General features: G+C 67.8%; 31 protein-coding genes. 15 read left to right on the top strand and 16 right to left on the bottom strand.

What is annotated here, in order from left to right; genetic code table 11:
• Nucleotides 1-29 precede the first annotated feature (29 nt).
• Nucleotides 30-665 (top strand): hypothetical protein, encoded by a 636-nt coding sequence (locus NKT36_RS06275; protein WP_327053104.1) that lies wholly within the window; start codon nucleotides 30-32, stop codon nucleotides 663-665.
• On the opposite strand, the gene NKT36_RS06270 is transcribed toward NKT36_RS06275, so the two are convergent.
• Complete coding sequence (locus NKT36_RS06270; RefSeq protein ID WP_327053103.1) at nucleotides 650-1,390, bottom strand: DUF2270 domain-containing protein; 741 nt, start codon at nucleotides 1,388-1,390, stop codon at nucleotides 650-652. The genes NKT36_RS06275 and NKT36_RS06270 overlap by 16 nt on opposite strands.
• A gap of 137 nt (nucleotides 1,391-1,527) precedes the next feature.
• Between NKT36_RS06270 and NKT36_RS06265 the strand changes: the two genes are divergently transcribed.
• Together NKT36_RS06265 and NKT36_RS06260 are read left to right on the top strand one after the other, a co-directional pair.
• A complete protein-coding gene (locus tag NKT36_RS06265; RefSeq protein WP_327053102.1) occupies nucleotides 1,528-1,896 on the top strand; it encodes a DUF5518 domain-containing protein in 369 nt (122 codons plus the stop codon).
• A 38-nt stretch (nucleotides 1,897-1,934) separates the two neighbouring features.
• Entirely contained in the window at nucleotides 1,935-2,249 is a 315-nt protein-coding gene (locus NKT36_RS06260) for an ASCH domain-containing protein (protein WP_327053101.1), read from the top strand.
• 90 nt (nucleotides 2,250-2,339) lie between these two features.
• On the opposite strand, the gene hisE is transcribed toward NKT36_RS06260, so the two are convergent.
• Together hisE and NKT36_RS06250 are read right to left on the bottom strand one after the other, a co-directional pair.
• On the bottom strand, nucleotides 2,340-2,642 hold the full coding sequence (gene hisE / locus NKT36_RS06255; RefSeq protein ID WP_327053100.1) for a phosphoribosyl-ATP diphosphatase: 303 nt from the start codon (nucleotides 2,640-2,642) through the stop codon (nucleotides 2,340-2,342).
• The gene (locus NKT36_RS06250; RefSeq protein ID WP_327053099.1) at nucleotides 2,639-3,091 is read right to left on the bottom strand and encodes a bifunctional nuclease family protein; all 453 of its coding nucleotides are present in this window, start codon (nucleotides 3,089-3,091) and stop codon (nucleotides 2,639-2,641) included. Before NKT36_RS06250 ends, hisE begins: the two co-directional genes overlap by 4 nt.
• Before the next feature lie 123 nt (nucleotides 3,092-3,214).
• Between NKT36_RS06250 and NKT36_RS06245 the strand changes: the two genes are divergently transcribed.
• Nucleotides 3,215-4,234 (top strand): NADP-dependent oxidoreductase, encoded by a 1,020-nt coding sequence (locus tag NKT36_RS06245; protein ID WP_327053098.1) that lies wholly within the window; start codon nucleotides 3,215-3,217, stop codon nucleotides 4,232-4,234.
• Between the two features lie 76 nt (nucleotides 4,235-4,310).
• On the opposite strand, the gene NKT36_RS06240 is transcribed toward NKT36_RS06245, so the two are convergent.
• A complete protein-coding gene (locus NKT36_RS06240; RefSeq protein WP_327053097.1) occupies nucleotides 4,311-4,472 on the bottom strand; it encodes a hypothetical protein in 162 nt (53 codons plus the stop codon).
• Between the two features lie 43 nt (nucleotides 4,473-4,515).
• Here NKT36_RS06240 and NKT36_RS06235 point away from each other — a divergent pair, with 43 nt between their 5' ends.
• Entirely contained in the window at nucleotides 4,516-4,950 is a 435-nt protein-coding gene (locus NKT36_RS06235) for a hypothetical protein (protein WP_327053096.1), read from the top strand.
• Between the two features lie 51 nt (nucleotides 4,951-5,001).
• On the opposite strand, the gene NKT36_RS06230 is transcribed toward NKT36_RS06235, so the two are convergent.
• The 4 genes from NKT36_RS06230 to NKT36_RS06215 all read right to left on the bottom strand — a co-directional run bounded on the left by NKT36_RS06230 (nucleotide 5,002) and on the right by NKT36_RS06215 (nucleotide 8,759).
• Complete coding sequence (locus NKT36_RS06230; RefSeq protein WP_327053095.1) at nucleotides 5,002-5,820, bottom strand: mechanosensitive ion channel family protein; 819 nt, start codon at nucleotides 5,818-5,820, stop codon at nucleotides 5,002-5,004.
• A 144-nt stretch (nucleotides 5,821-5,964) separates the two neighbouring features.
• Nucleotides 5,965-6,204 carry a hypothetical protein gene (locus NKT36_RS06225; protein ID WP_327053094.1) on the bottom strand — a complete coding sequence of 80 codons (240 nt, stop codon included), beginning with the start codon at nucleotides 6,202-6,204 and terminating at the stop codon, nucleotides 5,965-5,967.
• A 373-nt stretch (nucleotides 6,205-6,577) separates the two neighbouring features.
• Nucleotides 6,578-7,168, bottom strand: a complete 591-nt coding sequence (locus NKT36_RS06220) for a 50S ribosomal protein L15e (protein ID WP_327053093.1) — start codon at nucleotides 7,166-7,168, stop codon at nucleotides 6,578-6,580.
• A 679-nt stretch (nucleotides 7,169-7,847) separates the two neighbouring features.
• Nucleotides 7,848-8,759, bottom strand: coding sequence for a serine/threonine-protein kinase RIO2 (locus NKT36_RS06215; protein ID WP_327053092.1), 912 nt, complete (start codon nucleotides 8,757-8,759; stop codon nucleotides 7,848-7,850).
• Between the two features lie 194 nt (nucleotides 8,760-8,953).
• Between NKT36_RS06215 and ftsZ the strand changes: the two genes are divergently transcribed.
• The 3 genes from ftsZ to NKT36_RS06200 all read left to right on the top strand — a co-directional run bounded on the left by ftsZ (nucleotide 8,954) and on the right by NKT36_RS06200 (nucleotide 10,923).
• Entirely contained in the window at nucleotides 8,954-10,129 is a 1,176-nt protein-coding gene (ftsZ, locus tag NKT36_RS06210; protein WP_327053091.1) for a cell division protein FtsZ, read from the top strand.
• A gap of 179 nt (nucleotides 10,130-10,308) precedes the next feature.
• Nucleotides 10,309-10,476: a protein translocase SEC61 complex subunit gamma gene (locus NKT36_RS06205; protein ID WP_327053090.1), complete on the top strand. Its 168-nt coding sequence runs from the start codon at nucleotides 10,309-10,311 to the stop codon at nucleotides 10,474-10,476.
• Between the two features lie 9 nt (nucleotides 10,477-10,485).
• Nucleotides 10,486-10,923 (top strand): transcription elongation factor Spt5, encoded by a 438-nt coding sequence (locus NKT36_RS06200; protein ID WP_327053089.1) that lies wholly within the window; start codon nucleotides 10,486-10,488, stop codon nucleotides 10,921-10,923.
• An 84-nt stretch (nucleotides 10,924-11,007) separates the two neighbouring features.
• Here the strand turns inward: NKT36_RS06200 and NKT36_RS06195 are convergent, their stop codons facing one another.
• From NKT36_RS06195 to lonB, 3 genes are all read right to left on the bottom strand, one after another.
• Nucleotides 11,008-11,943, bottom strand: coding sequence for a CPBP family intramembrane glutamic endopeptidase (locus NKT36_RS06195; protein WP_327053088.1), 936 nt, complete (start codon nucleotides 11,941-11,943; stop codon nucleotides 11,008-11,010).
• Between the two features lie 85 nt (nucleotides 11,944-12,028).
• Entirely contained in the window at nucleotides 12,029-12,628 is a 600-nt protein-coding gene (locus NKT36_RS06190; protein WP_327053087.1) for a class I SAM-dependent methyltransferase, read from the bottom strand.
• Between the two features lie 151 nt (nucleotides 12,629-12,779).
• Nucleotides 12,780-14,777 (bottom strand): ATP-dependent protease LonB, encoded by a 1,998-nt coding sequence (lonB, locus tag NKT36_RS06185; RefSeq protein ID WP_327053086.1) that lies wholly within the window; start codon nucleotides 14,775-14,777, stop codon nucleotides 12,780-12,782.
• Nucleotides 14,778-14,946: 169 nt separating this feature from the next.
• On the opposite strand from lonB, the gene NKT36_RS06180 reads away from it, so the two are divergent.
• The 4 genes from NKT36_RS06180 to NKT36_RS06165 all read left to right on the top strand — a co-directional run bounded on the left by NKT36_RS06180 (nucleotide 14,947) and on the right by NKT36_RS06165 (nucleotide 18,701).
• Nucleotides 14,947-15,465, top strand: a complete 519-nt coding sequence (locus NKT36_RS06180) for a nicotinamide-nucleotide adenylyltransferase (protein ID WP_327053085.1) — start codon at nucleotides 14,947-14,949, stop codon at nucleotides 15,463-15,465.
• Nucleotides 15,466-15,503: 38 nt separating this feature from the next.
• Entirely contained in the window at nucleotides 15,504-16,265 is a 762-nt protein-coding gene (locus NKT36_RS06175; RefSeq protein ID WP_327053084.1) for an SAM hydrolase/SAM-dependent halogenase family protein, read from the top strand.
• 22 nt (nucleotides 16,266-16,287) lie between these two features.
• A complete protein-coding gene (locus NKT36_RS06170; protein ID WP_407652236.1) occupies nucleotides 16,288-16,878 on the top strand; it encodes a trimeric intracellular cation channel family protein in 591 nt (196 codons plus the stop codon).
• Between the two features lie 140 nt (nucleotides 16,879-17,018).
• Nucleotides 17,019-18,701: an acyl-CoA mutase large subunit family protein gene (locus tag NKT36_RS06165; protein ID WP_327053082.1), complete on the top strand. Its 1,683-nt coding sequence runs from the start codon at nucleotides 17,019-17,021 to the stop codon at nucleotides 18,699-18,701.
• Nucleotides 18,702-18,704: 3 nt separating this feature from the next.
• Here NKT36_RS06165 and NKT36_RS06160 read toward each other — a convergent pair whose 3' ends face one another.
• A complete protein-coding gene (locus NKT36_RS06160; protein WP_327053081.1) occupies nucleotides 18,705-19,826 on the bottom strand; it encodes an aminotransferase class V-fold PLP-dependent enzyme in 1,122 nt (373 codons plus the stop codon).
• 262 nt (nucleotides 19,827-20,088) lie between these two features.
• On the opposite strand from NKT36_RS06160, the gene mce reads away from it, so the two are divergent.
• A complete protein-coding gene (gene mce, locus NKT36_RS06155) occupies nucleotides 20,089-20,472 on the top strand; it encodes a methylmalonyl-CoA epimerase (RefSeq protein WP_327053080.1) in 384 nt (127 codons plus the stop codon).
• Between the two features lie 59 nt (nucleotides 20,473-20,531).
• On the opposite strand, the gene NKT36_RS06150 is transcribed toward mce, so the two are convergent.
• On the bottom strand, nucleotides 20,532-22,442 hold the full coding sequence (locus tag NKT36_RS06150; RefSeq protein ID WP_327053079.1) for a beta-CASP ribonuclease aCPSF1: 1,911 nt from the start codon (nucleotides 22,440-22,442) through the stop codon (nucleotides 20,532-20,534).
• Between the two features lie 311 nt (nucleotides 22,443-22,753).
• Here NKT36_RS06150 and NKT36_RS06145 point away from each other — a divergent pair, with 311 nt between their 5' ends.
• Nucleotides 22,754-23,266 (top strand): hypothetical protein, encoded by a 513-nt coding sequence (locus tag NKT36_RS06145; RefSeq protein WP_327053078.1) that lies wholly within the window; start codon nucleotides 22,754-22,756, stop codon nucleotides 23,264-23,266.
• On the opposite strand, the gene NKT36_RS06140 is transcribed toward NKT36_RS06145, so the two are convergent.
• The 3 genes from NKT36_RS06140 to NKT36_RS06130 form a co-directional block, all read right to left on the bottom strand.
• Nucleotides 23,267-23,977: a ferredoxin--NADP reductase gene (locus NKT36_RS06140; RefSeq protein ID WP_327053077.1), complete on the bottom strand. Its 711-nt coding sequence runs from the start codon at nucleotides 23,975-23,977 to the stop codon at nucleotides 23,267-23,269. It lies immediately after the preceding gene.
• Between the two features lie 86 nt (nucleotides 23,978-24,063).
• Nucleotides 24,064-24,582 carry an NUDIX domain-containing protein gene (locus NKT36_RS06135; protein ID WP_327053076.1) on the bottom strand — a complete coding sequence of 173 codons (519 nt, stop codon included), beginning with the start codon at nucleotides 24,580-24,582 and terminating at the stop codon, nucleotides 24,064-24,066.
• A gap of 40 nt (nucleotides 24,583-24,622) precedes the next feature.
• A complete protein-coding gene (locus NKT36_RS06130; RefSeq protein WP_327053075.1) occupies nucleotides 24,623-25,015 on the bottom strand; it encodes a hypothetical protein in 393 nt (130 codons plus the stop codon).
• A gap of 122 nt (nucleotides 25,016-25,137) precedes the next feature.
• Here NKT36_RS06130 and proS point away from each other — a divergent pair, with 122 nt between their 5' ends.
• On the top strand, nucleotides 25,138-26,592 hold the full coding sequence (gene proS, locus NKT36_RS06125) for a proline--tRNA ligase (RefSeq protein ID WP_327053074.1): 1,455 nt from the start codon (nucleotides 25,138-25,140) through the stop codon (nucleotides 26,590-26,592).
• Nucleotides 26,593-26,647: the final 55 nt, after the last annotated feature.

Raw genomic sequence — 26,647 nt, 5'->3', positions numbered from 1 at the left:
TTTACGTACCGGAGTGTGTACGTTCGGGTATGTCCCCTCCGAGCGCAGCCCGCCCACGCGAGCGATGGGTGGTCCGGCTGCTGCAGCTCGCCATCGTCGGCATCGTGCTGGCGGGCATCGTCACCCGGAACGTGGCCGTGCTCGTCAACGGCGTCCTCGCGCTCGGCGTGACCCTGCTCCCCGGCGTGCTCGAACGCGACTACTCCGTCGCGCTCTCGCCGCTGCAGACGCTGTGGATCACGACGGCCGTCTTCCTCCACGCGATCGGAATGCTCGGCCTCTACGAGTCGGTGCCGTGGTGGGACCACCTCACGCACACGCTCTCGGCCACCATCGTCGCCGGGGTCGGCTACGCCACCGCCCGCGCGTTCGACGAGCACTCCGACGCCGTCTCGTTCCCGCCGAAGTTCCTGTTCGTCTTCGTCCTGCTCTTTACGCTCGCGCTCGGCGTCCTCTGGGAGGTCGTGGAGTTCGCCGCGCGCGGCGTCGCCTACGCCATCGGTGCCGACCCCGTCCTCGTCCAGTACGGGCTGGAGGACACCATCGTCGACCTCGTCTTCGACGCCGCCGGCGCACTGCTCGTCGCACTGTTCGGCACGAGGCAACTCTCGTCCTCCGTCGAGACGCTCGTCGCGCGCCTGGAGGGCGATCAGTCCTCGGAGTAGTCCCAGCCGGTCACGTCGCTGGACATGAGTTCGCCGTTGACGTGCCAGGTCCGCGGCCGGTACGCGATGGTGAACAGGCCGGCGTAGAACAGCACCACGAGGAGGGTGACGACCGTCCCTGACAGCCCCTCGACGCCGGCGTTCTGGGGCCATCCCTGCGCCTGCGCGTACGTGGTCAGGTGGAACGCCCACGCCGCGAGCATCACGAGGAACAGCGGGGCGTACACCCGGCGCAGGCGGTGGGCGAGCGCCTCCTCCAGCGACACCTTCATCTTCGGGATGCGGTAGTCGCGGCCCAGCTTCTGGCGCCACTCGTCGTCGACGACCCCGAGTTCCGGGTCGAGCGCGTAGGCGAACACGTTCTGCTGGAACATCCGCACCCGCGAGCGCCAGATGTCGTAGGCGCGGAAGCGACGCGCCTCGATGAGCAGGAAGATGCTGACGGTGACGATCGCCAGCAGGACGATGTAGTGTGGGTTGCTCCTGCTGGAGAAGGCGAACGTCAGCGTGGCCGCCATCACCGTGATTGCCCAGTTGCTCGTCCTGTCCAGGCGCTCGCGCCAGAGCTTCATTCGGTGGATCTCGCCACGATACAGGTGCGCGAACGAGGACCCGGGACCCATCGATTCCTCGAAGACGCCCTCGCCGATCGTCTCGTCGACCGTGAAGACGTCGGGTTCGCCGTCACCCTCGTCGGTCGGTTCGGTCTTGCTCCCTTCGCTCATGATATCCTCCGGTTCGGACGGCCGGTGTAGCTGACAGTCGTGCGCGGGACGGTAAAACTCGTGCGTTTCGGGAACCGGCCCGTTCCGGGAGCTGCCCGGACGGACGTCTTTTAGGGCCGTCCCACCTATCGATTCGTATGACTGACTGGTACGCGGTCGCGGTCGGGTTCGTCGTCTCGGTGGTCGCGGGCGTGGTCGCAACCGCCGTCCCGGGAGTCGGCCACGTCGGGGCGGGGCTCGTCGGCGGATTCGCCGCCGGCTACGTCGCGGGTGGCGGCCTCGGGTCGGGCTTCTGGCACGGACTGCTCGCGGGGTCGGTCGCCGGCGTCGTCGTCGCCCTGCTCCTCGGTCTGGCCGGGACGGTGTTCGGCGGCCTCGTCGGCGGCCCCGTCGGGTCGCTGTTCGGCGGCGCGGGTCTGTTCCTCGCGGCCGTCATCGTCACGTTCCTGCTCGCAGTCGACAGCGCCATCGGGGGCGCGGTCGGCGGCTGGCTGAGGAAGGCGTGACCCGTGCCGTTTTGTCGCGGGCGCTCGAACTCGCACCCATGGCATCCATCGACGCCAGCACGGTCCTACCGGCGGAGCACATCCGGAGCGCGGTCGCATCGGGCCGCATCTCGCAACTCCACCGCGGCGACGCCTACGCCGAGGAGGGCGACACCTTCGCAATCGACGGCGAGCGCTTCGAGGTGGTCGAGGTGACCGAGCGGAAACTGGGCGACCTGACCGACGAGGACGCCCGGGCGGAGGGTTCGGAGGACCTCGACGCCTACCGCGAACGCCTGGACCGCGCGCACGACGACTTCGAGTGGGACGACGACGCCACCGTCTACCGCCACCGCTTCGAACGGGCCGAGTGACGGAACGCGGACAGTATTTTATAACTGTAGTTACAACTCCGGTGGCATGCCGGACTGGCGAGCCGTCGGCGTCGGCGCGCGACTGCAGGATTAACGCCGCGCGGCCAGTTCGTCCCGCAGGTCGGCGACGTCCATGTCCTTCATCGCGAGTAGAACGAGCAGATGGTAGACGATGTCGGCGCTCTCGTGGGCGAGCTCGTCGCGGTCGTCGTCCTTCGCGGCGAGGACGAGTTCCGTCGTCTCCTCGCCGAGCTTCTCGAGGACGGCGTTCTCGCCCTTCTCGTGGGTGAACAGCGACGCGGTGTACGAATCCTCGGGGAGGGTCTCCTTGCGCTCCTCGATGACCGCGAACAGGTCGTCCAGCACGTCGTCGGTGGCGAGTTCGCCGCTCATGTGCCGATCTCCGCGACGTCGCGGATGTCCTGCAGGTCGTCGAACTGCGCGCGGGACTGTCGGCCGTCCTCGAACACCTCGTCGGCGACCTCGACGGCGGCGTTCGTGCGCGCCGCGAGCGCGAGCGAGTCGCTCGGGCGGGCGTCGATGACCGTCTCGCCCCGCGGCGTCTGGATGTGGAGGTCTGCGATGTAGGTGTGGTCGTCGAGTTCGCTGACGACGACGCGTTCGACGCGGCCCCCGAGCTCCTCCATCACGTCGAGCAACAGGTCGTGCGTGAGCGGGCGACCGATGTCCTCGGCCTCCATCCCCCGGGCGATGCTCACGCCCTCCTCGAGACGGATGAAGATCGGCAGGATGTCGTCGTCGTCGTCCGGTGCGAGCACCACGATGGGTTGTGCCCCTTCCTCCGTCAGGGCGACGCGCACCGCGTCGATTGTCACGTCCATACGCCCCACGACGGTAGCCAGCGCCAAAAACTTGCTCACACGTGCAAGGCCCGCAGGGCTTCGTTCCCCCACGGTGCTTCCCCTTCCGGAGGACCCTTTCCGACGGAGACCGAACCCGGTACCATGCCGGAGACGAACCGGACGTACCTGCTGTCGAAACGCCCCGAAGGCAAGCCGGACCGCGACACCTTCGAACTGACCGAGGAGGAGGTGCCGCAACCGGGGCCCGGCGAGGCGCTGGTCCGCACGCTCTACCTCTCCGTCGACCCCTACATGCGCGACCGGATGAACGCCGGCGAGTCGTACGCCGAACCGTGGGCCGTCGGCGACCCACTCCGTGGCGGCGTCGTCGGCGAGGTCGTCGAGTCCAACGGCGCCGGCTTCGAACCGGGCGACGTGGTGACGGGCAACCTCCAGTGGGCCGACTACGCCACCGCGGCCGGAACCGACCTCCACCAGGTGGACCCCGACCTCGCCCCCGTCTCGACGGCGCTCGGCGTCCTCGGGATGCCGGGCCGGACCGCCTACTTCGGCACCCGCGAGGTGGCCGACGTCTCGGCCGGTGACACCTTCGTCGTCACCGGCGCTGCCGGCGCCGTCGGCTCCGTCGCGGGCCAGATAGCGAAGCTCTCGGGCGCACGCGTCGTCGGCTTCGCCGGGTCCGACGAGAAGGTCGCCTTCCTCGAGGACGACCTGGGCTTCGACGCCGGCATCAACTACAAGGCGACCGACGACTACGCTGCGGCGCTCGACGAGGCGGCCCCGAACGGCGTCGACGCCTACTACGACAACGTCGGCGGCGAGATAACCGACGCCGTCTTCACGCGGCTGAACGTGGACGCCCGCGTCGCAGTCTGTGGCCAGATATCGCTGTACAACGCGGAGGAGATTCCGACGGGTCCCCGGAAACTCCCGGCGCTCATCGAGTCGCGGGCCACGGTCGAGGGGTTCCTCGTCCAGGACTTCATGCCCCGGTTCGAGGAGGCCACCCGCAAGCTCGCCGAGTGGGTCGCGTCCGGCGACGTCACGTACCGCGAGACGGTCACGGAGGGACTGGAGAACGCCCCCGACGCCTTCCTCGGCCTGTTCGAGGGCGAGAACGTCGGGAAGCAACTCGTGAAGGTCGGCGAACGCGACGCGTAGCGCCTCTCTGCTTCGCTGTTACGAATCCGGACCGCGTCCGAACCAGAAAACTTCCACTGGCGGGCAGTTAGCCTGGTCACATGTCTCGCCAGCCCTCCCGCCGTTCGCTTCTGAGCACCGTCGCCGGATCGGTCGCCCTCACTGCCGGCTGCCTCTCGGGCGCGGTCGGTTCGGACGACGCGACGCCGACGAACGGGTCGACCGAGACGACTGAAACCACCACGTCCAGAACGACCACCACGACGACTGGTCCGCCCGCGTGGCGACGCTGCGACCAGGCGGTGACGCCGCAGACGCCGACGGTCGCGACGACCGCGGACGACGCCCCGACGCCGAAGTCCTACCCCGACCGCCCGGCACAGCCCTCCGGCGACGCGCTCCGCGAGTTCGTGAAGGCGACCGAGCGTGCGTACACCCACAACCGCATCCTTCGGCGGGAAAGCGCGACAGAACTGGGGTACGTCGACGTGAAGTTCGTCTCTATCGCGGACGTCGAGCGGAGCGACGACGGCACAGTCGTCGACGTCACCGTCGAGTTCGGCTACTCGACGGGCGACCCGGGTGAGACGGCGGGCACTCACGCGGACGGGGCGCAGCGAGTGAGCTACTTCCTCGGTGAGCACGTCGTCTGCCGCGTCGAGAAACCCCGCGCCGAATACCCTGACCCGCGGACGACCGACGGGACAGTCCTGTGGTGTACGCCAGCCTCGGAGTAGCGCGCACGATGCTGTTCGGACCTCACGTCGGGTCGAAAAGGGACCGTCCGGTCAGTCGTCCGCGGGCCGCATCCGCTCCCGGGACTCGAACTGCTCCTTTATCGCCTGGATGAGGCTGGACCGGATGCCGGCCGCGTCCGCGTCGCGCGGGTCGCCGATCCAGTACTTCGTCTCCAGGCTGACCGTCTCGTCGCCGAGTTCGGTCACGTCGACCTCGGGCGCGGGGTCGGTGAGGATGTCGCCGACCCGTTTTGCCTCCGCCAGGATGGTGTCCCGGACCTCGTCGATGCTCTGGTCGAGGTCGACGTCCAGCGTGAACCGTTCCTGGTGCCGGTCGTACGCTGCGGGGTTCGTCACGGCGTTGCCCGTCAGCTCCGAGTTCGGGACGGTCACGAGTTCGTTGTTGCCGCTGCGAACGCGGGTGACCCGCAGGTCGATGTCCTCGACGCGACCCGACATCTCCCCCCACTCTATCTGGTCGCCAATGGTGAACGGCTTGTCCTTCAGGATGAACAGTCCGGAGACGAAGTTGGCGATGAGGTCCTGAAGTGCGAAGCCGACGGCCAGCGAGAGCGCGCCGGCCAGGGTCGCGAAGGCGGCGAGCACGCTCCCGTACCCGACGACGGTGAACGCGATGGCGATGGCGAGCACGAGCGCGGTCCCGCCCATCACCTTCCCGCCGAGACTCCGGACCGCCTCGTCGAACCCGCGCCGTTCGAGCACGCCGTCGAGGACGCGGACGAGGACCACACGTCCGACGTAGTAGACTGCAAGGAACGCGACGACGAACGTCGCTACCGTCCCGACGAGTCCACCGTACTGGTCCACGAGCGTTCCGCTCCCCTGTTGAAGTACGATGTCGTATGACACGCCTCTTCCTACGCCAGTCATCGATATATCCCTGTCTGGCTGGCGACTGGCCGATTGCCCCAAAAGTATCGAGGAACGCGGCGGAGGATAACGCCCGCCGCCGCTCCGCTGTCGCTTTCGTCTCGACGTCGGAGAATGCGGCGGTTACCGGCCTCGAAGTCGGATGTCGTCGCCGACGCGTTCGACGTGCTCGTTGCGCAGTTCGTGGGTGTCGTCGGAGTCGTCCCAGCCGAGCATCGACTTCACCTTGTCCGTCAGGTCGCTGTCGTCGCTGGTCTGGACGTGTGCGTTCCCGTTACGGACGTCCGATACCTCGCCGACGTGCGTTCCGTCGCTCGTGACGACTCGCTTGCCGACGTCGCCGGAGTTGATGTCTCGTGTCATCGCGTCCGGTGATTGCGCCCGCCGACGGCTACTCGTGCTGGTTGCGTGCGCAAGCACCGTCCCCGTCCAGCACTCTGCCGACGGTCGCTTCTCGACTGAACGGCCGATTCGAGCACGCTCGCGGACGTTCCCTCCACTCGCTGCCGAGCTGGCTGGACCGGATTTGCTATAGCAGAATGTGGTTTACTTGTTGGTTCGAGTGTTGTTCGCAGACCGCGGTGATCGACGCTGAGAACGGTGCTACCGCTCGTTCAGGTGTTGTCCGATGCTCGTGGCTCGACGGCCCGTGGTCCTCGGCGGCCGTTCGACGACGACCGACTGACGCGTCGCTACGACGGTGGTTCGAGAAAAACTGGTGACCGAAACGCCTGGGTTACTTGCCGCGGCCCTTGCCGCTCGTGTTGCTCGGGCGGGTGTGCTCGGTGCCCTTGCCGCGCTGCTGGAGCCCGCGGTTGCTCTTGCCGGCGCTCGTCAGGCCGCGGAAGGCGCGCCCGCGGTGGCTGTCGTCGCAGATCCAGTTCAGGTCGGGGTCGTTCTGGATGGCCGGGTGCTCGGGGTCGAGCAGAATCACTTCGTGCCACTTCTGGCTACCGTCCTCGCCGACCCAGTAGGAGTTCAGCACGCGCAGGTTGGGGTACTTGCGGCTGACCCGCTCCTCGGCGATGCGCTGGATGTTCTTGCGGCGACCGATGCGGTTGACGCCCTGGCGCTTGGACCGCCGACCGGCGGTGAACCGCTCCTTGCGCGCGCCGCCCTTGCGGACGCTCGCGCGCACCACGACGACGCCCTGCTTGGCCTTGTAGCCGAGCTCGCGGGCCTTGTCGAGTCGCGTCGGTCGGTCGATGCGTTCGATGGCGCCCTGGTCGCGCCACTCCTGTTTGCGCTGCCACTGGAGTTCGGCGAGCTTGCCGTCGTCCGGGTCCTTCCAGGCGTCCTTGATGTGCGAGTAGAAGCTCTTTGCCATGGTTATCACCACGGGCGTTGAGTGGTTCAGCGATTCGGCGGTCGTGCCGCCTCCCCGCGGTTCGTGGAACCGCGCACGCCACATTCCGACCTGCGTTCGCAGGTGCCCGCTGGTGCCCGTCGTCCCAGCGAGTTACGGATAGATTTTCGTCGTCGGGCTTTAAGCGCTTCGTCTTCGCACGCGTCGCGATGGCTGTAGCTGTCTCTCCGTGTGCCCTCGTGATCCGGGGGTCGTGTTCTTGCTCGGGGGGTCGTGTTCTGGCGGGTGTTCGCGACGCGCGACACGTGCGCGCGTATCAAAAAAGACGGGTGATTGTCTCTTGCGACCAGACGTGGGCTCCTGCGACTCGCTCGTCGGCTCGAGGTCTCTCACGACGTGCGGAATCGTCGTCCCAGACCGGGTCGAGAGACGCACTGCGTCGCGACCGCTGCCGCCGGTCGGCCCGTCGTTCGCCGAACTGCACACTGTCTCCGAGTATCGCCGGAAGATGGCCTCTGTCGGCGGATCGTGCGAGTCTGGCGTCTCTGGCCTTGTCCGGCCATAAACCATCTGTTGCGATACAGAATCGCGGGTGTGGCGATACGGAACCGATGCAGTACCAGCGGCTTCCCAGGAGTGTACGGCCGACCATCGGTGGTGACGCCTGCCGGAAGGAATCGGGACTGCTCGCTCGCCGCCGTTACTCCGCCGCGAAGTCGCGGACCGTCTCGAACTCGCCGTCGGCGATGGCGTCGGCGACCGCGGCCGCGTCGACGTCCGGGACGAGTCGGGGGTACTTGCGCTGGAAGTAGCCGACGACGTTGTCCACGTCGCGTTCGAGGAACTCCGCGGCGTTCTCGTGGTCGGTCGGGACCGACTGGGGCCAGTCGAAGATGGTCACGCCGTCGCTGGCGACGAAGACGTTGTACTCGCTCATGTCGGCGTGGACGTACCCCTGGTCGTGAGCGTCTGCCATCTCGCGGAGGACGAGGTCCAGGACCGGCACGACCTGCTCGTCCTCGAACTTCGCCCGCGCCAGCTCCACGCCGTCGATCTTCTCCATCAGGATGGCGTGGCGGTTGTGGTCGACTGGCCGCGGGACGCTCACCGTCGGGTAGAGCGTTTCGAGTGCGTCGTACTCGCGCTCGGCGGCCTTCCGGGCGGTGTAGAGCCACGAGACGTGCTCGCGGTCGGAGGTGTAGTCGCGCTCTTTCATCACCTCGCGGAAGTTCGTGTACCCCTCGCGGTGGTACTTCAACGCCAGCGGCTGGAACGAGCGGGCCTCGTAGACGTCGCTCTCCTTGCCGACGCCGAGCGGCGAGCCGACGCCCTCGATGCTGTCGCGTTCGGCGAAGGTGTGCAGGGCCAGCGCGTCGTACCCTTCGAACTTGAGGGTGTAGCCCTCGTACTGGATCGTCTTGCGTTCGAGCAGTCCCCGGTCGAGACAGCGGTCGATCCGGTAGTCGACCTCCTCGGACGTGAGCCGGGAGAAGTCCGGAATCTTCTCCTTCTGGACCCACTCGCTGAATCGCATCCCCTGCTCGACGCCCGAGAGGAGGTAGAAGTCCTCCTCCTCCAGTTCAGCCATCTCGGGGGCGACGTTCTGCACCATCGGTTCCCGGTAGACGCCCGCGGCCTAAGGCGCTTGCGACCCGGTCACGACTGTGCCGGCCGCCGTCGGCCCCGTTGCGCTTCGTCGTCCTCGAGTATTCCCGAATTCGGGGGCTGTCACGTTGGTATGCGTCAGACATGCGTCAGCCAGAGGGGAAAGATAATTAATCTGCGTTTGTAAACGAAGTTCTAAGGATGGACTCGATTGTCGAAGACGCCATTGAGGAGGCTGAAGGGGGACAACAGCAACAACCCCAGCAGTCCCAGATGGGTGGTGGCACGAACGCGGCGAACGCCACGAGTGACCCCTCGCCCTCGGGCAACATGACCGACGAGGAACTCAAGGACGTTCTCCAGGACCTCAAGACAAACATCACGGTCGTCGGCTGCGGCGGCGGTGGGGGCAACACCGTCAACCGGATGGCCGAGGAGGGAATCCACGGCGCGACGCTGGTCGCCGCGAACACCGACGTCCAGCACCTCGTGGAGATCGAGGCCGACGAGAAGATCCTCATGGGCGAGCAGAAGACCAGCGGGCGCGGCGCCGGGTCGCTCCCCCAGGTCGGCGAGGAGGCGGCCCTCGAGAGCCAGGACGAGATCTACGACGCCATCGACGGCTCCGACATGGTGTTCGTCACGGCCGGCCTCGGCGGCGGCACCGGCACGGGGAGCGCCCCCGTCGTCGCCAAGGCGGCCCGCGAGGCGGGCGCGCTGACCATCGCCATCGTCACGACGCCGTTCACCGCCGAGGGCGAGGTGCGACGCACCAACGCCGAGGCGGGACTGGAGCGACTTCGCGACGTGAGCGACACGGTCATCGTCGTCCCGAACGACCGCCTGCTCGACTCCGTCGGCAAGCTCCCCGTCAAGCAGGCGTTCAAGGTCGCCGACGAGGTGCTGATGCGCTCGGTGAAGGGAATCACGGAACTCATCACCAAGCCCGGCCTCGTCAACCTCGACTTCGCCGACGTCCGCACGGTCATGGAGAAGGGCGGCGTCGCCATGATCGGCCTCGGCGAGAGCGACTCCGACTCGAAGGCCCAGGACTCGGTCAAGTCCGCGCTCCGGTCGCCCCTGCTCGACGTCGACATCAGCGGTGCGAAGTCCGCGCTCGTCAACGTCACCGGTGGCAACGACATGTCCATCGAGGAAGCCGAAGGCGTCGTCGAGCAGATCTACGACCGCATCGACCCCGACGCGCGCATCATCTGGGGGACCTCCATCGACGAGGAACTCGAGGGCGCGATGCGGACGATGATCGTCGTCACGGGCGTCGAGTCGCCCCAGATCTACGGTCGCAACGAGGCCGAGCAGGCCCAGCAGACCCAGCAGGACCAGGCCCCCACCGAAGACATCGACTACGTCGAGTAATCTGGCGCCGTTCTCTCTGGGAGTCGTGCTGCGCTGTTTCCGCGACCCGTAGCGTCGCGCTGTGTTCGCGGCCCGTTGTGCCGCGCCTTTCGCGACCCGTAGCGTCGCGTCTCTCACGTTCGGTCGCTATCCCTCTCGTTGGAAAGATAGAAAAAGCAGCACGGCTAACAGCCAGTAACATGGACGTCAAACTCGACCTCGCATCGTACGTGCGCGTGCTCAAACTGGCGAGTACGCCCTCGTGGGAGGAGTTCTCGAAGATCTCGAAGATCGCCGGCGCGGGCATCGTGCTCGTCGGCCTGCTCGGCTTCGTCATCTTCGCGATCATGAGCTTCATTCCGGCATAGGTGGACAACATGGGAATCTACGCAGTGAAGACGACGGCAAGCCAGGAACGCACCGTCGCGGACATGATCATGAACCGCGAGGAGGACGAGATCCACGCGGCGCTCGCGCCCGACTCGCTGACGAGTTACGTGATGGTCGAGGCGGACGACGACGGTATCCTCTCGCGCGTGCTGGAGGAGATCCCGCACGCCCGGAGCATCGTGCCCGGAACCAGCGACATCTCCGAGGTCGAACACTTCCTCTCGCCGACCCCCGACGTCGAGGGCATCGCGGAGGGCGACATCGTCGAACTCATCGCCGGCCCGTTCAAGGGCGAGAAGGCGCAGGTCCAGCGCATCGACGAGGGCAAGGACCAGGTCACCGTCGAACTGTACGAGGCGACGGTCCCCATCCCGGTCACCGTCCGCGGCGACCAGATCCGCGTGCTCGACTCGGAAGAACGATAACCCTTCGAACCGCGCGAACGACTCCTTCCAGTTCTCCCGTTCCGGAGCCGCGCGAAACGGTCGGCGTCAGCGCGATAGCAGCATCTAATCGCGGGCGTGGACGACGAACTCCAGCGCGTTGACGAGGTAGTGGGCGACGACGACGGCGAACAGGCTCCCGGTGAGGACGAACGCGGCGGCGAGTACGCCGCCGAGGATCCCCGTGACCAGCACGCCGCCGGGTCCCTGTGCCCCGTGGCCCAGCGCGAACGCCACCGTCGACCCGACGGCGAGCAGCCACGGCGACACGCCGAACCCGACCGAGAGCGCGCCGATGAGCGCGCCGCGAAAGAGCAGTTCCTCGAAGCCGGCGATGATCGGCAGGACGACCAGCAGGAGGACGGCCCACCCGCGTAGCGACTCCGGCGTGAGCTGTTCGCGCAACCCCTCGGCGTAGTCGACGCCGGACGCGTCGGCGATTCGTTGCCCGAGTTCGTTCGCGCCGAACAGCGCGACGCCGAGGGCGACGCCGACCCCCAGAACGGGGAGAGTGACCGCCTCGACGCCGAGCGCGCCGGCCGGGACGCCGGCCAGCCACGCCGCCGCGACGATCATCGCCCCGAACAGCCCCTGGCTGATCGCGACGTTCACCAGCAGCGCCCCGGTCGTCATGGCGTCGTCCCTTGCTGACTCGTCGGGGCGGCGTCGCCCCGGCGGGACGGCGACGTCCGGGTCGTGCTCCGGGGAGCCGTCGACCGGGCGCGCCTGCCCGGCGTCGGGTATCCGGCTGCCCCCGTTCGACGCCTCGCGGTCGTCCGCCGCGTCGCCGGCCGTCGCCTCCGTCTCCGTGACGGACCGTCCGGACTCGACTCTCTCCCCACTCCACAGGTCGTCGTGGCGCTCTCGCTCGCCGCTCTGCTGTTCGTCCTCGCCGTCGGGTGGCCCGGAGAGCGCCGACTGCGAGGCCCGCGCGAGCAGCACGAGCATGGCGAGCACGAGCAGCACGACCCCCGCGAACGATTCCCACTGCGGCGCTGGCATCCTGGTCTCACTTTCGCGCGGACGTCGAAAAAGGTGTCCGGGTCGGTTTCGCGTGGAGGGTCGCTGTGGGTTCGCCGCCGTCGCATCAGCGCCGCTCGACGACGGCGAGCAGGCCGGCTACCTCGTCGTCGCCGTGGTTCGCCAGGAACACCGTCTCGCGTACGTCGTCGATGCGCCAGTCGTCGCTGCTGAACGCGTCGGTGACGTCGTCGCGCGAGACCAGGTTCGGTCCCCAGTCGTCTGGTGCGTCGTTACCGAACGCGAGGACGAACGCGTGCCCGCCAGACCGGAGGACTGCCGCCAGGTTGTCGACGTACGTCCCGCGCTGCTCGTCCTCGAAGACGTGGAACGTCCCGCTGTCGACGACCGAATCGAACGGCCCGAGGTCGGCGGACAGGTCGAGGGCGTCGGCGACGCGGAACCTCACGTTGCGGTCCTCGTCGTCGCTGGCCCGGCGCGCCTTCTCCCGCGCCTGCTCGATGGCGCGCTCGGACACGTCCACGCCGGTCACGGGGTGGCCGTGCTCGGCGAGATAGAGCGCGTTCGTTCCCGTCCCGCATCCCACGTCGAGCACGCGCCCGTCGACGACTCCGTCCTCGACGAGTCGGACGAGCGCGGGTTGCGGTCGCCCGACGTCCCACGGCGGGTCGTCGTCGTAGGCGTCGTTCCACCAGTCGTCGGTCATACTTCGTTCGTCGTGTCACGCCAGGAAAGTTCGTTCGGTTCGAGCGATACGTTCGATGGGTACGACGGCGGGCGACGCCGGGGGATGACGGGCGCTGTCGGCGCTGGGAACGAGTGAAAAACGAAGAACGACGGCTCGAAATCGCGCTCGACTACTGCGGACTGGGGCTACCGTACCCGGATCCGCTGGTGTCGTGTTCGAGCGCGCTCCCGGTGATGTTCTTCAGGCGGTCCACGAGGCTGTCCTTCTCGGGTTCGCCCGCGAGCGCCACGTCCAGCACCTCGCTGATGTGGCTGACCGGGATGATCTCGATCATCTCCTCGTACTCCTCCTCGATCATGACGTCCTGCTCGTTGGCCTTCGGGATGATGACCTTGTCGAGGCCGGCCTTCGCGGCCGCCTCGATCTTGTGCGTGACGCCGCCGACGGGGAGCACGTCGCCGCGGACCGACAGCGAGCCGGTCATGGCGAGGCTCTGCTCGATGGGAGCGTCCTCCAGCGCGCTGATGACCGCGGTGGCCACCGTGATGGACGCGGAGTCGCCGTCGACGCCCTGCTGGCCGGCCTGGACGAACTGGATGTGGACGTCCTTCTCGCTGAGGTTCTCGTCGCTGTACTTCTTGATGATGGCGGAGACGTTCTGGACGGACTCCTCGGCCATCTCCTTGAGCTGCCCGGTGGCGATGACCTCGCCGGGACCCTGCGACGGCGTGACCTCGGCCATCACGGGGAGCATGATGCCGGAGTCTTCGCCCATGACGGCGAGCCCGTTGACGCGGCCTGCGACCTCGCCCTCGGAGACGGTCATGTCGTAGTCCTTGCGGCGCTCGATCATGTCGTCGGCGATCTGCTGCTCGATGGAACGCGAGCGGCGCTTGGCCTGGAGCACGTGGTCGCGCGTCGTGAAGTCGGCGTTCTCGGCGCGAGCGATGTCGCCCGCGACGCGGACGAGACCGCCGAGGTCGCGCAGCTTCAGCGTCAGGTGGTCCTTGCGACCGGCGCGGCGCTGGGCTTCGAGGAGGACCTCCTCGATGGCGTCCTCGTCGAAGTGCGGCAGCCGACCGTCCTTCTCGACCTCCTGCGCGATGAACCGCGCGTACTTGCGGCGCATCTCCGGCGTGTCCTCGATGGTGTCGTCCATGTACACCTCGTACCCGTACCCCTTGATGCGGGAACGGAGCGCGGGGTGCATGTTCTCCATGGCGTCGAGGTTCCCCGCCGCGATCATGATGAAGTCCGTCGGGACGGGTTCGGTCTGGACCATCGCGCCCGAGGAGCGCTCGGACTGGCCCGTGATGCCGAACTCGCCCTCCTGGATGGCCGTCATCAGCTTCTGCTGGCTGCGGATGTCGAGCGTGTTGATCTCGTCGACGAACAGCACGCCCTTGTTGGCCTTGTGGATGGCGCCCGGTTCGACGCGGTCGTGGGACGGCGTCTCCATGCCGCCGGACTGGAACGGGTCGTGGCGGACGTCGCCCAGCAGCGCACCGGCGTGGGCGCCGGTCGCGTCCTCGAACGGGGCGCTGGTCACGTCGCTGTTGTTGACCAGCAGGTTCGGGATCATCGCGTCGCTACCGCGCGAGCCGTAACGGAACGCGAGGTAGATGACGCCGGCCGCCAGGATGCCCAGCAGCGGGCGCATCGCGATGAGGAGGGCGTAGCCCACCACGATGGCGATGATGACCCACATCAGGAACGACCGCATCTGGTTGCGCTTGCGGGCCTCCTCCTTGTGGGCCTCGATGATCTGTTCACCCTTGCCGGCGGGGACCGTCCGGACCTTGGGCTCGTTCCCGTCGTCGGGGTTGTGGTAGACGAGCACGTCCTGCAGGTCCTCCTTGGGGAGGAGCTCGCTCATCGCCTTCGCCAGCATCGACTTCCCGGTGCCGGGCGTCCCGATCATCATCACGTGGCGGCGCTGCTTGGCCGCCTTCAGCACTACGTCGCGAGCGTGATCCTGACCGATGACCTGGTCGACCAGCCGGTCGGGGATATCGATCTCGTCGGTGCTCCCGATTTCGAGCCCACCGAGCAGGTCGTCCTCTGCGACCTCGTCGTCGACATCTGCGTCGATGTCGCTACCGAGGTCCTCGTCGAACCCCTGCTCGGTCTCTTGCTCCGGTGGCGGAGCTTCGGTGTCGTTGCTCATAGAAATCGTCTTCGTCGTGTTCGAAGGGAGGGCTGGCGAACTGATATACTTTCTCCCTCCGGTCCCGTCTGCCGGTCGCGCCAACCGCTGTTATCAGTGGATAGAGACGATATCGGCGGCTGGCTGGCAACTCGCCACCCTTATTAAAACACCCCACAACGATTCGTACATGACCCGCGGGTTCTACATCGGTCGCTTCCAGCCCTACCACAACGGCCACCACAACGTGGTCGAGACCATCGCCGAGGAGGTCGACGAACTGGTGGTCGGCATCGGGAGCGCCGGTGACTCCCACACGCGACACGACCCGTTCACGGCGGGCGAACGCATCATGATGATAACGAAGTCGCTCGTCGACCTCGACGTCGTCACCTACGCGGTCCCCATCGAGGACCTCGAACGCAACTCGGTCTGGGTGAGCCACGTCCAGAGCATGAGTCCGGACTTCGACGTGGCCTACTCCAACAACCCGCTCGTCATCCGCCTGTTCGGGGAGGCCGGCGTCGAGGTGCGCCAGTCGCCGATGTTCAAACGCGACGTGCTGGAGGGAACGGAGGTGCGCGACCGCATGGTCGCCGGCGAGGACTGGGAGCGACTCGTCCCCGACGCCGTCGTCGAGGTCGTCGAGGAGATCGACGGCATCGACCGCATCCAGCAGGTCAGCGACTCCGACTCGAACGGGTCGTAAGCCTAACCGATTTGACGACCAGGTCCGAACCACCGCGCATGATAACGCTGGCCTCCGACTTCGGTTCGCCGTACCCCGCGGCGATGAAGGGCGTCGTGCTCCAGCGGACCGACGCCCGCCTCGTCGACGTGGCGCACGACTTCCCGCGGCAGGACGTGCGCGCCGCCGCGTTCTGGCTCCGGGAGGTGTTGCCGACCTTTCCCCCCGCAGTTCACCTCGTCGTCGTCGACCCCGGCGTCGGCACTGACCGCGCGGCCCTCGCGGTGCGCGCCGGCGACCACGCCCTCGTCGGCCCTGACAACGGCGTCCTGCTTCCGGCGGCGCGCGCACTCGCCGTGGATGAGGACGAGATAGACGTCTTCACCGTCGAGTACGAGGACGCCGCGAGCTCGACGTTCCACGGCCGGGACGTCTTCGCCCCCGCCGCGGCGCGGGTCCACGAGGTCGGCGTCGAAGCCGTCGAGACCCTGCCGGACGTCGCGCCCGCCGACGAGTTCGTCGACCTTCGATTCTCGGAACCGTCGGTCGACGGCGACGAGGCCGTCGGCGAGGTGCTCGTGGTCGACGACTTCGGCAACGCCGTCACGAACGTTCCTGGCGGCTTCCTCGACGGCTTCGAAACCGTTCGGGTCGACGGCGAGCGCGCCCCCGTCGCGCCGTCGTACGCCCACGTCGCGGAGGGCCAGCGACTCGTCACGGTGGGGAGCCACGGCAACGTCGAACTCGCGGTGAACCGCGGCCGTGGCGAGGCGGCGTTCGACGTCGCACCGGGCGACGACGTGCGGTTCCGGCGGGGGTGAGTCCGTGGACGCCTTCGGGGCCATGAACGCCGTCGGCCTGCTGGCGTTCGCAGTCGTGGGGTCGCTGCGCGCCGTCGACGCCGACCTCGACGCGCTCGGCGTCGTCGTCCTCGGCGTGATGACCGCGCTCGGCGGCGGCGTCACCCGCGACCTGCTGGTGAACGCGACGCCGGCCGCGCTCCGGACGACGTCGGACGTGACCGTCGCGCTCGTCGGCGTCGGCCTCGGGGTCGCGCTCGCGCGGGCGGGCGCGCCCGGCGACCTGACCGACCGATCCGTCGTCCTCCTGCCCGACGCCGTCGGCCTCTCGGCGTTCGCGACGACGGGCGCGCTGGTCGCGACCGACGCCAACCTCTCGCCCTTCGGCGTCGTCCTCCTCGCGACCGTGACGGGCGTCGGCGGCGGTCTCATCGGCGACCTGCTCCTGCGGACGGTCCCGTCGGTGCTCGTCGAGGACTTCTACGCGACGCCCGCCATCGTCGGCGGCGCGACGTTCTGGACGCTCGCCGTCGTCGGCGTCCCCGACCAGCGGGCAGCCGTGGTCTGTGCGGCGGTCGTCCTCGGACTGCGCCTGACCGCCATCCGCCGCGGGTGGGAACTGCCGTCGCCGTGACGCTCGAGCGGTCGCCCCGGAATCCGGCGTCGCTCGCCGGCAGTACTTGCCGTCGTCCGGCGCTTCACCGGCCGAAACTTAAGTATCGTGTGGGGTGAGTCCGTCAACCATTAAGCCCCGCCGACCCGTCGTTCGAACTAATGTTCGACCCGGACGACCTCGACGAGATACGCCGAGGGAAAGAGGAGTGGGCCGAGGAGACGCTCGACCCGACGCTGGAGCGGTTCGGCGAGCGCAAGGAGGAGTTCACCACGGACACGGACGGCCAGACGGTCGACCGCCTCTACACGCCCGACGACGTGGCCGACACCGACTACGAGGAGGACCTCGGGTTCCCGGGCGAGGACCCCTACACGCGCGGGGTCTACCCGACGATGTACCGCGGTCGGCTGTGGACGATGCGCCAGTACGCCGGCTTCGGAACGCCCGAGGAGACAAACGAGCGCTACCATTACCTGCTCGACCAGGGCCAGACGGGGCTGTCGATGGCGTTCGACCTCCCGACCCAGATGGGGTTCGACTCCGACGCCGAGATGGCGGCCGGCGAGGTGGGCAAGTCCGGCGTCGCCATCGATACGCTCGCCGACATGGAGACCGTCTTCGACGGCATCCCGCTCGACGAGGTGAGCACGTCGATGACCATCAACGCGCCGGCGTCCATCCTGCTCGCGATGTACATCGCCGTCGGCGACGAGCAGGGCGTCCCGCGCGAACAGCTCCGGGGCACCATCCAGAACGACCTGCTCAAGGAGTACGTCGCCCGGAACACGTACATCTACCCCCCGGAGCCGTCGATGCGCATCATCACCGACATCTTCGAGTTCTGCGCCGAGGAGACGCCGAAGTTCAACACCATCTCCATCTCGGGCTACCACATCCGCGAGGCGGGCGCGACCGCCGCCCAGGAGATCGCGTTCACGCTCGGCAACGGCATCGAGTACGTCGAGGCCGCCCTCGACGCCGGTCTCGACGTCGACGACTTCGCGCCGCAGCTCTCGTTCTTCTTCAACGCCCACAACGACGTCTTCGAGGAGGCCGCCAAGTTCCGCGCCGCCCGGCGGATGTGGGCGACGATCATGGAGGAGCGCTTCGGCGCCGACGACCCCAAGTCCAAGCAGCTGAAGTTCCACACCCAGACCGCCGGGTCGACGCTGACCGCCCAGCAGATCGAGAACAACGTCGTCCGGGTGGCCTACCAGGCGCTCGCCGCCGTCCTCGGCGGCACCCAGAGCCTCCACACGAACGGCAAGGACGAGGCGCTGGCGCTGCCGACCGAGGAGAGCGTCCGTACCGCGCTCCGCACCCAGCAGATCCTCGCCCACGAGAGCGGTGCCGCCGACACCATCGACCCGCTCGCCGGTAGCTACTACGTCGAGAGCCTCACCGACGACCTCGAGGATGAGGCGTTCGACCTCCTCGACACCGTCGACGACAAGGGCGGGATGCTGTCGGCCATCGAGCAGCAGTGGGTCCAGCGACAGATCCAGGACGTCGCCTTCGAGCGCCAGCAGGAGATCGAGGACGGCGACCGCATCATCGTCGGCGTCAACGAGTTCGAGGTCGACGAGGAGAAGGAGATGGACATCCAGGAGGTCACCGCCGAGGACGAACAGCGCCAGATCGACAGCCTCGACGACGTCAAGGCCGACCGCGACGACGAAGCGGTCGAGGCGAAACTCGCCGCGCTCCGCGACGCCGCCGAGGGCGACGACAACCTGATGCCGTACATCGTCGACGCCGTGAAGGCGTACGCCACCGTCGGCGAGATCAGCGACGTGCTCCGCGACACCTTCGGCGAGTACCGGCCCGGTTCGACGGTCTGATAGCTACAGTCGTGCGACCAGTTCGTCGACGTCGTCGACCGTGTTGAACACGTGCACCGACGCCCGGACCGCGCCGTCGGGGAACGGCAGCGACCGGATCTGGATGCCGTCGTCGGCCAGCTCCGCGACGAACGACTCGGGGTCGCGGTCGTCCACCGTGAACGTCACCAGTCCGGACTCGTACTCGCGGGGGCTCACGAGGTCGACGCCGTCGGCCGCGACGATGCCCTCCTTGAGGCGGTCGGTCAGCTCCGCGATGCGGTCCTGGATGCTGTCGTACCCGATCTCCTCGACGAGTTCGATTGCCTCCTGGAGACCGGCGTACGGCGCGGGCGAGACGGTGCCGACCTCTAGGCGGTGCGCGCCGGGTTCGTAGGCGTACTCCTCGGCGTTCGGGTCCTCGACGCTCCGGTAACCGATGTGGGACGGTTCGAGGTGGCGCTCGACGCCCTCGTCGACGTAGAGGAACCCTGCGCCGTAGGGGCCGAGCAGCCACTTGTGGCCCGCGCCGGCGACGAAGTCCGCGCCCCACTGCTTCACGTCGACGGGCATCTGGCCGGGGCTCTGGACCGCGTCCACCAGGACGAACGCGCCCGCCTCGTGGGCGCGCTCGACGACCTCGGCGACGGGGAGCCGCGTCCCGTGACTCCACGTCAGCGAACTCAGGACGACGAGCTTGGCGTCGTCGAGCGCGGCTTCCATCTCCTCGACGTCGACCCGTCCGTCTTCGCTCTCGGCCACCGCCACGTCAACGCCCTGCCGCGAAAGCCGCTTCCACGGCAAGATGCCCGAGGAGTGTTCGAGGTCGGTCCGCACGACGACGTCGCCGGGTTCCCAGTCGAGCGCGGCCGCGATGCGGTTGATGCCGTCGGTCGTGCTCTGGGTGAGCGCGACCTCCTCGGTCGTCGCCCCGAGGTGGTCCGCGACCGCCTCCCTGGTGCGGTCGAAGACGTCGAACGCCGCGGAGTACATCCCCTCGCTCGCGGGTGCCTCGTACTCGTGGTACTCCAGGCACGACTCGACGGCCTCGACCACGCGCGTCGGACTCGGGCCACTCGCGCCCGTGTTGAAGTACGTCGTCCGCTCCAGCGCCGGTACGTCGGCGCGTAGCTCGCTCGGTTCCATGGTGCGTACTCGGAACCGCCAGCCGTAATAATGCCTCTCCCCCGGCAACGACCGTCGGGGGTGTACGCGGCGAACGAACCGCCGGTCGTTTTTTCCGGCTCGCCGACCCGTCAGTCCAGTTTCACGGCAGTCCCGTACGTCAGCAGTTCGACGGCGCCGTCGACGCCGCCAGCACGGCAGACGGTTCTCGGCCGGGGCGTAGCCGTTCTGTCAGTTCGGCCGGACCACCATCGTTATGCCGGCGGCGGCGGACGACTCGGCCATGCACATCGACCACATCGGCATCGCCACCGACGACGTCGCCGAACTGGCCGACCTGTACGGGACGCTGTTCGACGCGCCGGTCGTCCACGAGGAGGAGTTCGACGGTCTCGGCGTCGCCTTCCTCGAGTTCGGCGACAGCTACTTCGAGTTGCTCGAACCGCTGGGGGAGGGGACGATAGCGCGCTACCTCGACCGCAACGGCCCGGGCATCCACCACGTCGCGCTGGAGACCGAGGACATCGAGGCTGCGCTCGAAAGGGTCCGCGACGCGGGCGTCGAGTGCATCGACGAGGAACCGCGCCCCGGCGCGTGGGGCCACGACGTCGCCTTCCTGCATCCGAAGTCGACGGGCGGCGTGCTCGTCGAGTTCGTCGAGCACTAGAACGGAGAATCGACCGGTCGAATTTCCGACCGGATGGGCGGTTCACCCGCTTCGCGCTCTCACTTGAACCGGAACGTCTCCAGATTCTTCGGCGCGAAGGTGCGGATGTTGTGCTCGTGGTACAGCGACGAGGAGAGGTCCTGCGTCGAGGACTCGTCGCCGTGGACACAGAGCACCTTCTCCGGGCGCGGGTTCATCGTCTTCACGAAGTTCATCAGGCCCTGGCGGTCGGCGTGGCCGGAGAAGCCGTCCACGGTCTCGACGTCGAGGTTGAGCGTCAGCGTGCCGCGGCCGCGGCCCTCCATCGGGATCTCGTCCCAGCCGTTCTGGATGCGGCGGCCGAGGGTTCCCTGGGCCTGGTAGCCGACGAACACCATCGTGTTGTCGGGGTCGCTGCCGAGGTGTTCGAGCCACGACATGATGGGGCCGCCGGTGACCATGCCGGACGTCGAGAGGACGATGCACTGGTCGCCGTCGGCGACGTCCTGGCGCTCCTCCTCGCCGCCGTCGATGTGGTTGAACTGCGGCGCGAGGAACGGGTTCTCGTCCTCGTGGAAGATGCGGTCGCGCAGGTCGTCGCGGAGGTACTCGGGGTACGTCGTGTGGATGGCGGTCGCCTCCCAGATCATCCCGTCGAGGTGGACGGGCATGGTGGGGATGTCGCCGTTGCGCATCGCCTGTTCGAGGACGAGCATGAGCTCCTGGGAGCGACCGACGGCGAACGCCGGGATGAGTATCTTCCCGCCCTCGTCGTAGGTCTCGTTGATGACCTCCTTGAGGTGGCGCTCGCTGTCCTCCTGGTCGGTCTGGTAGTCGTTGCGACCGCCGTACGTCGATTCGAGCACGAGCGTCTCGACGCGTGGGAAGTCGTTGACCGCGCCGTTGAACAGGCGCGTGTCGGTGTAGTGGATGTCGCCGGAGAACGCGACGTTGTACAGGCCGTCGCCGATGTGGAAGTGGGAGACGGCGGAGCCGAGGATGTGGCCCGCGTTGTGGAACGTGAGCTTCACGTCCGGCGCGATGTCGGTCACGTCGCCGTACTCCAGCGGGATGGTGTGCTTGATGGCCTCGCGCACCATCTCGCTGTCGTAGGGCGGCGTCCGCCCCTCCTTGGCGGCCACGTCCAGGTAGTCCAGCTGGAGCAGACCCATCAGGTCGCGGGTCGGTTCGGTGGTGTAGATGGGGCCGTCGTAGCCGTACTTGAAGAGGAGGGGGATGAGCGCGCTGTGGTCGAGGTGGGCGTGGGTGAGCACGACCGCGTCGATGGTGTTCGCGCCCGCGCCCAGCGCCTCCTCCACCTGGAGGTACGGCACGTCGTCGGAGCCGGGTTTGTCGCCGCAATCGATGAGGATGCGCGTCTCGGGCGTCGAGAGGATGAAGCTCGCGCGGCCGACCTCGCGACAGCAGCCGAGGGTGGTGATGCGGACCCACTCCTCGTCGCTCATCTCCTCGCGGTGGATCTGGCGACCCACCTTCTCCAGGATGGTCCGTCGCTCCTCGCGCTCCTGTTTCAGGAAGTTCCGCACGTTCGACACCGTCGAGGACTCGATGGGCGGCGTGCGGACGACCTCGGGCGTCCAGCCGACCTCCTGGGTTATCTCGCGGAGCGTCGATCCGTGCTTGCCGATGACCATGCCGGGCTTCTCGGCCTCGATGACGACCTCGCCGGTGTCGGCGTGGAAGTCGAGGTCGGTCACCCCGGCCTCGTCGGGGATGACGTCGAGGACGTCCTCGCGCGCGTCGTCCGGCCGCGAGAGCACGTCCGGGTCGGGACGCACGGTGATCCGCTTCCGGAGTTGACTCGCGAGCTTCCGGATGAGGTCGCCGTTGCGCGCGAACTTCTTCGGGTTGCGCGTGTAGACGACCAGTTCCGGGCCTTCGTACTTGACGTCCGACACCGAAATGTCGCTCGGTAGTTCGCTCGTGATCTCTGCTTTGAGGTCCTCAAGTTGTTGTTCTACTTGACTCATGGTGAGAAAGGTCCACTTCGACCGTTACTCGGAGAGCGCATGCTGGGACTCCACGTCCGACGCCGGTTCCGTCGCCGCAGGCAGGAGTCGGCCGCCACGCTGTGTGGCGACCTCCTACCGTGACGACTACGACTGACAGTACAGCACAGCATAGATTGTCTCGGTTTTCCGCGGGACCGCGTTTGAGCGCGTGACGTACTCCCCGGAAGTGAGAGGGGAGACGCAGGAAAACCCGCTTACCACAATCTAAACGGTGCGATTATAAAAGCTTTCTCAAAATCCCTAAATCGACCGGCACCGTCCTTCTCTCCATGCGACTCTCACCTGCCACGGTCGCGGCGGAGCGCGACTGGGTCCGCGACCGTACCGCCGTCGTGCGACTCATCAACGGCGTTCGCAGCGACCTCGGTGCGGCGTTCGGCGTCGAGGTCGCCCCCGTCTCCGAGGCCGACTACCGCGCCGAGGTGGACGCCGTCTTCGCCGACGGCGACCTCGCCGTCAACGTCGCGGCGCTGGTGGCGCTGCTACGCGACCTCGACGTCGAGGACGACTACCCGGGGTTCGTCGTGGACGAACTCCTCGGCCGCGAACTCGCCGGGATGATCGCCGGCAGCCAGCCCCTGCGCCTGCTCGGCGAGGCCACCTTCCACTACGCGGACGTCACCCACCATCCCGAGGGCGAGACCGCGCCCGGCGGTGGCGAGCACGAGCCGTCGGAACCCGCCGGCGTCGACGACCTGGAGGCCGCGCTCGCCGCCGGCTTCCAGACCCGCTTGCCGGGGTGGGACTGGACTGAGGGCGACAGCCCGTTCGCCGTGGAGTAGTCACTCCCCGGCCACCTCGTCGCCCTCCCATCCCTCCGTGTAGATGCGGTCGTCGTCGACGCCCCGCTCGTGGAGGTGGTCCTGCGTCTCGACCACCATCCCGGGCACGCCGCAGACGTAGAAGTCGCGCCCGTCGAACCCGTCGAGGTGGTCGGCCAGGTGATCCTGGACGTGCCCCTCGTCGCCGGCCCAGTCGTCATCCGAGAGGACGTACGTCACGTCGAAGTCGTCGTTCTCGGCGGCGAACTGGTCGAGCGTCTCGCGGTAGACGACGTGTGCCTCGTCTTTCTCGCCGAAGAAGAAGTGGGCATCCCCCGACCCCTCCTCGAGGTACTGCTTGCACATCGCCATCATCGGGGTGATGCCGGTCCCCGTCGCGACGAACGCCACGTCCGAATCGGGGTCGCGGAGGTAGAGGTTGCCGTCCAGTTCCTCGACGGTGATGGCGTCGCCGGGCGACCGCTCGTGCATCCAGGTCGACGCCGTGCCGTCCGGGTAGCGCTTGATGGCCAGCGTGATGCGGTCGGTGCCCGGCAACGACGTCGCGGTGTACGGCCGCACCACCTCCTCCCCGTCCTGCTCGAAGTGGATCTGGGTGTGCTGGCCCGGTCGGAAGTCGAAGGTGTGGTCGTCGGCCTCCAGTACGAACTGTTTGACGTCCGGCGTCATCTGGTGGACGGACGCGACGGTGACCTCGTGCGTGTCGGACATGCTGAACCGCTGGCAGTTCGACCGGCGCAGGGATAACTCGGACGGCCGCGGGAACCGTCGGTGACCACTCCTCACCGGCACCAGTGCTACTCCAGTACGCCAGCGTCCCGAAGCCTGCGCCGTCCGAGCGGCCGAACGTCCACGTCCCCCTCGCGGACCGCAGCAGTGGGGACGAATCGGGCGTCTGCGGCGTCGGACCCTGCCGTCACCTCGCCGTCGGTCGTGGCGCGGTCGACGCGGTAGTTTATCGACCGGTTCGTTCCCCAGGGTCGTTCCGCCAGAACCGTTCCGACGAGGTCCAGGGCGGCGGGGTCCGCGACCAGCCCCGTCTCCTCTGTGAGCTCGCGGGCTGCGGCCTCGCGTCCCGGTTCGTCGTGCTCCGGGTGACCCGCCGGGAGGTCCCAGCGACCGGCGTCCGGCCCGTCGGCGCGCTGGATCAACAGCACGCGGTCGTCGTCGCGGACCGTCACGCTCGTCGTCGGCACCGACTGGCGCCACCACGTCCGCTCGCACGTCGGACAGTGGTCTCGCTCCCGTCCCTCGAACTCGATCGTCGTGAGTTCGCGTCCACACTCCGGGCAGTAGTTCGCCGCGACGGCTATCATCGGTGCCGACGACGTATCGCCGTCGTATCAATTGCAGGGGTCACCTCTCGACGTCGAAGTGCCGGCCGCCGCGCGCGACGTCGACGCCGACGAACGTGACGACCAGCGCGTTCAGGACCGCCACGGTCCGCCACCAGATGGCGTCGTCGCTGGCGAGTAGCGTCAGGAGCATCCACACTGCGAAGCAGACGTACCCCAGGCCGGCGAGCCGGTACCACGGGACGTCCCACGGGAGCTCGACCGTCGAGAGCACCAGCAGGAGTCCCGAGCAGACGCCGAGCAGGAACTGGACCGCCACGTCGACCTGGGTCAGCCTCCCGACGCCGAACAGCGCGACCAGCCCGCCGTTCAGCGCCAGGACCAACAGTCCGGCCCAGCGGAAGATGCGCCGGTTCATGCCGCCCGTCGGTGCGCGGATCGTCGGCGCTCGCATAGCCGCACTTTGGGACCGATTGACAAAAGCGTTGGTCGGCCGACCCCGCGTACTGCTTCGCGCGACGACGCCTCCGGCGGCGAACACAGCGGGTTTATTATTCTCGTGGCTGACCTCCACGTATGAGCAACGAGCAGGAACTCGGCATCACCGAGTCCAAGGAGTACAGCCCCGGCGACTGGTACGCCGAGGTCGTCCAGAAGGCCGAGCTCGCCGACTACGCGCCCATGGGCGGGTTCATCGTCACCCGTCCCCGCGGGTACGCGCTGTGGGAGGGCATCCAGGACCACCTCGACGGCTGGTTCAAGGACACCGGATCGCAGAACGCCTACTTCCCCGCGCTCATCCCCGAGAGCTACCTCGAACGCGAGAGCGACATCGTCGAGGGGTTCGACCCCGAGGTGGCGTGGGTGACCCAGGGCGGCCACGACGAACTGGAGGAGCGCCTCGCGTTCCGCCCCACCAGCGAGAGCATCATCACGCCGTTCATGAGCGAGTGGGTCCGCAGCCACCGCGACCTGCCCCTGCGCCTGAACCAGTGGTGCAGCGTCATCCGCTGGGAGGCGACGGAGACGAAGCCGTTCTTCCGCACGAAGGAGTTCCTCTGGCAGGAGGGCCACACCGCCCACGAGACGGAGGAGGAGGCGTGGGACGAGACGATGCTGCGCCTCGACCAGTACGAGCGGCTGATGGAGGAGGTGCTCGCCATCCCGGTCATGCGCGGCCGCAAGCCCGCCCACGACAAGTTCCCCGGCGCGCACACCACGACGTCCATCGAGGCGCTGATGCCCGACGGCAAGTCCGTCCAGAGCGCGACCAGCCACTACCTCGGCCAGGGGTTCGCGGAGGCGTACGACCTCGTCTTCACCGACGCCGACGAGGAGGACCGCGTCGCTCACACCACCTCCTGGGGCCTGTCGTGGCGCTCGCTCGGCGCGCTCATCATGACCCACAGCGACGACCAGGGGTTCGTCTGCCCGCCCGCAATCGCCCCCGAGCAGGTCGTCGTCGTCCCCATCTGGCAGGAGGACAACCGCGAGGAGGTCCTCGACTACGCCGAGGACGTCGCCGAGGACCTCGAATCCGCCGGCATCCGCGTCGAACTCGACGACCGCGACGAGCGCAACCCCGGCTTCAAGTTCAACGAGTGGGAGCTGAAGGGCGTCCCCGTCCGGTTCGAGATCGGCCCCAACGAGGTCGAGGACGAGGAGGTCACCGTCGTCCATCGGCCGGACGGCGAGAGCGTCACCGAGGACCGCGACGACATCGCCGAGACCACGCGCGACCACTTCGACGCCGTCTTCGACAAGTTGTACGAGGCCGCCGAACAGAACCTGGAGGAGAACGTCCGCGAGGCGTACGAGGTGCCCCAGATCCTCGGCACCATCGGCCAGCACGGCGGCTACGTCAAGACGCCGTGGTGCGGTGACGAGGCCTGCGAGACGGTCGTCAAGGACGAGATCGCCGCCGAGATCGTGATGGTTCCCCTCGACCGCGACGAGGAACCCATCGGCGAGGAGTGTGCCGTCTGCGGCGACGAGGCCGAGGAGACGGCGTACTTCGCGAAGTCGTACTGACCCGCTCTCCCGACGCGGACTGGTTTTCGCCGACGACCCGTACAATCGCCAGCCG

Source organism: Halomicrococcus gelatinilyticus (genome assembly GCA_024227995.1).
Lineage (GTDB): Archaea > Halobacteriota > Halobacteria > Halobacteriales > Haladaptataceae > Halomicrococcus > Halomicrococcus gelatinilyticus.
Note: the sequence above shows the minus strand (reverse complement) of the source record. Positions and strands in the feature narration are given on the sequence as shown.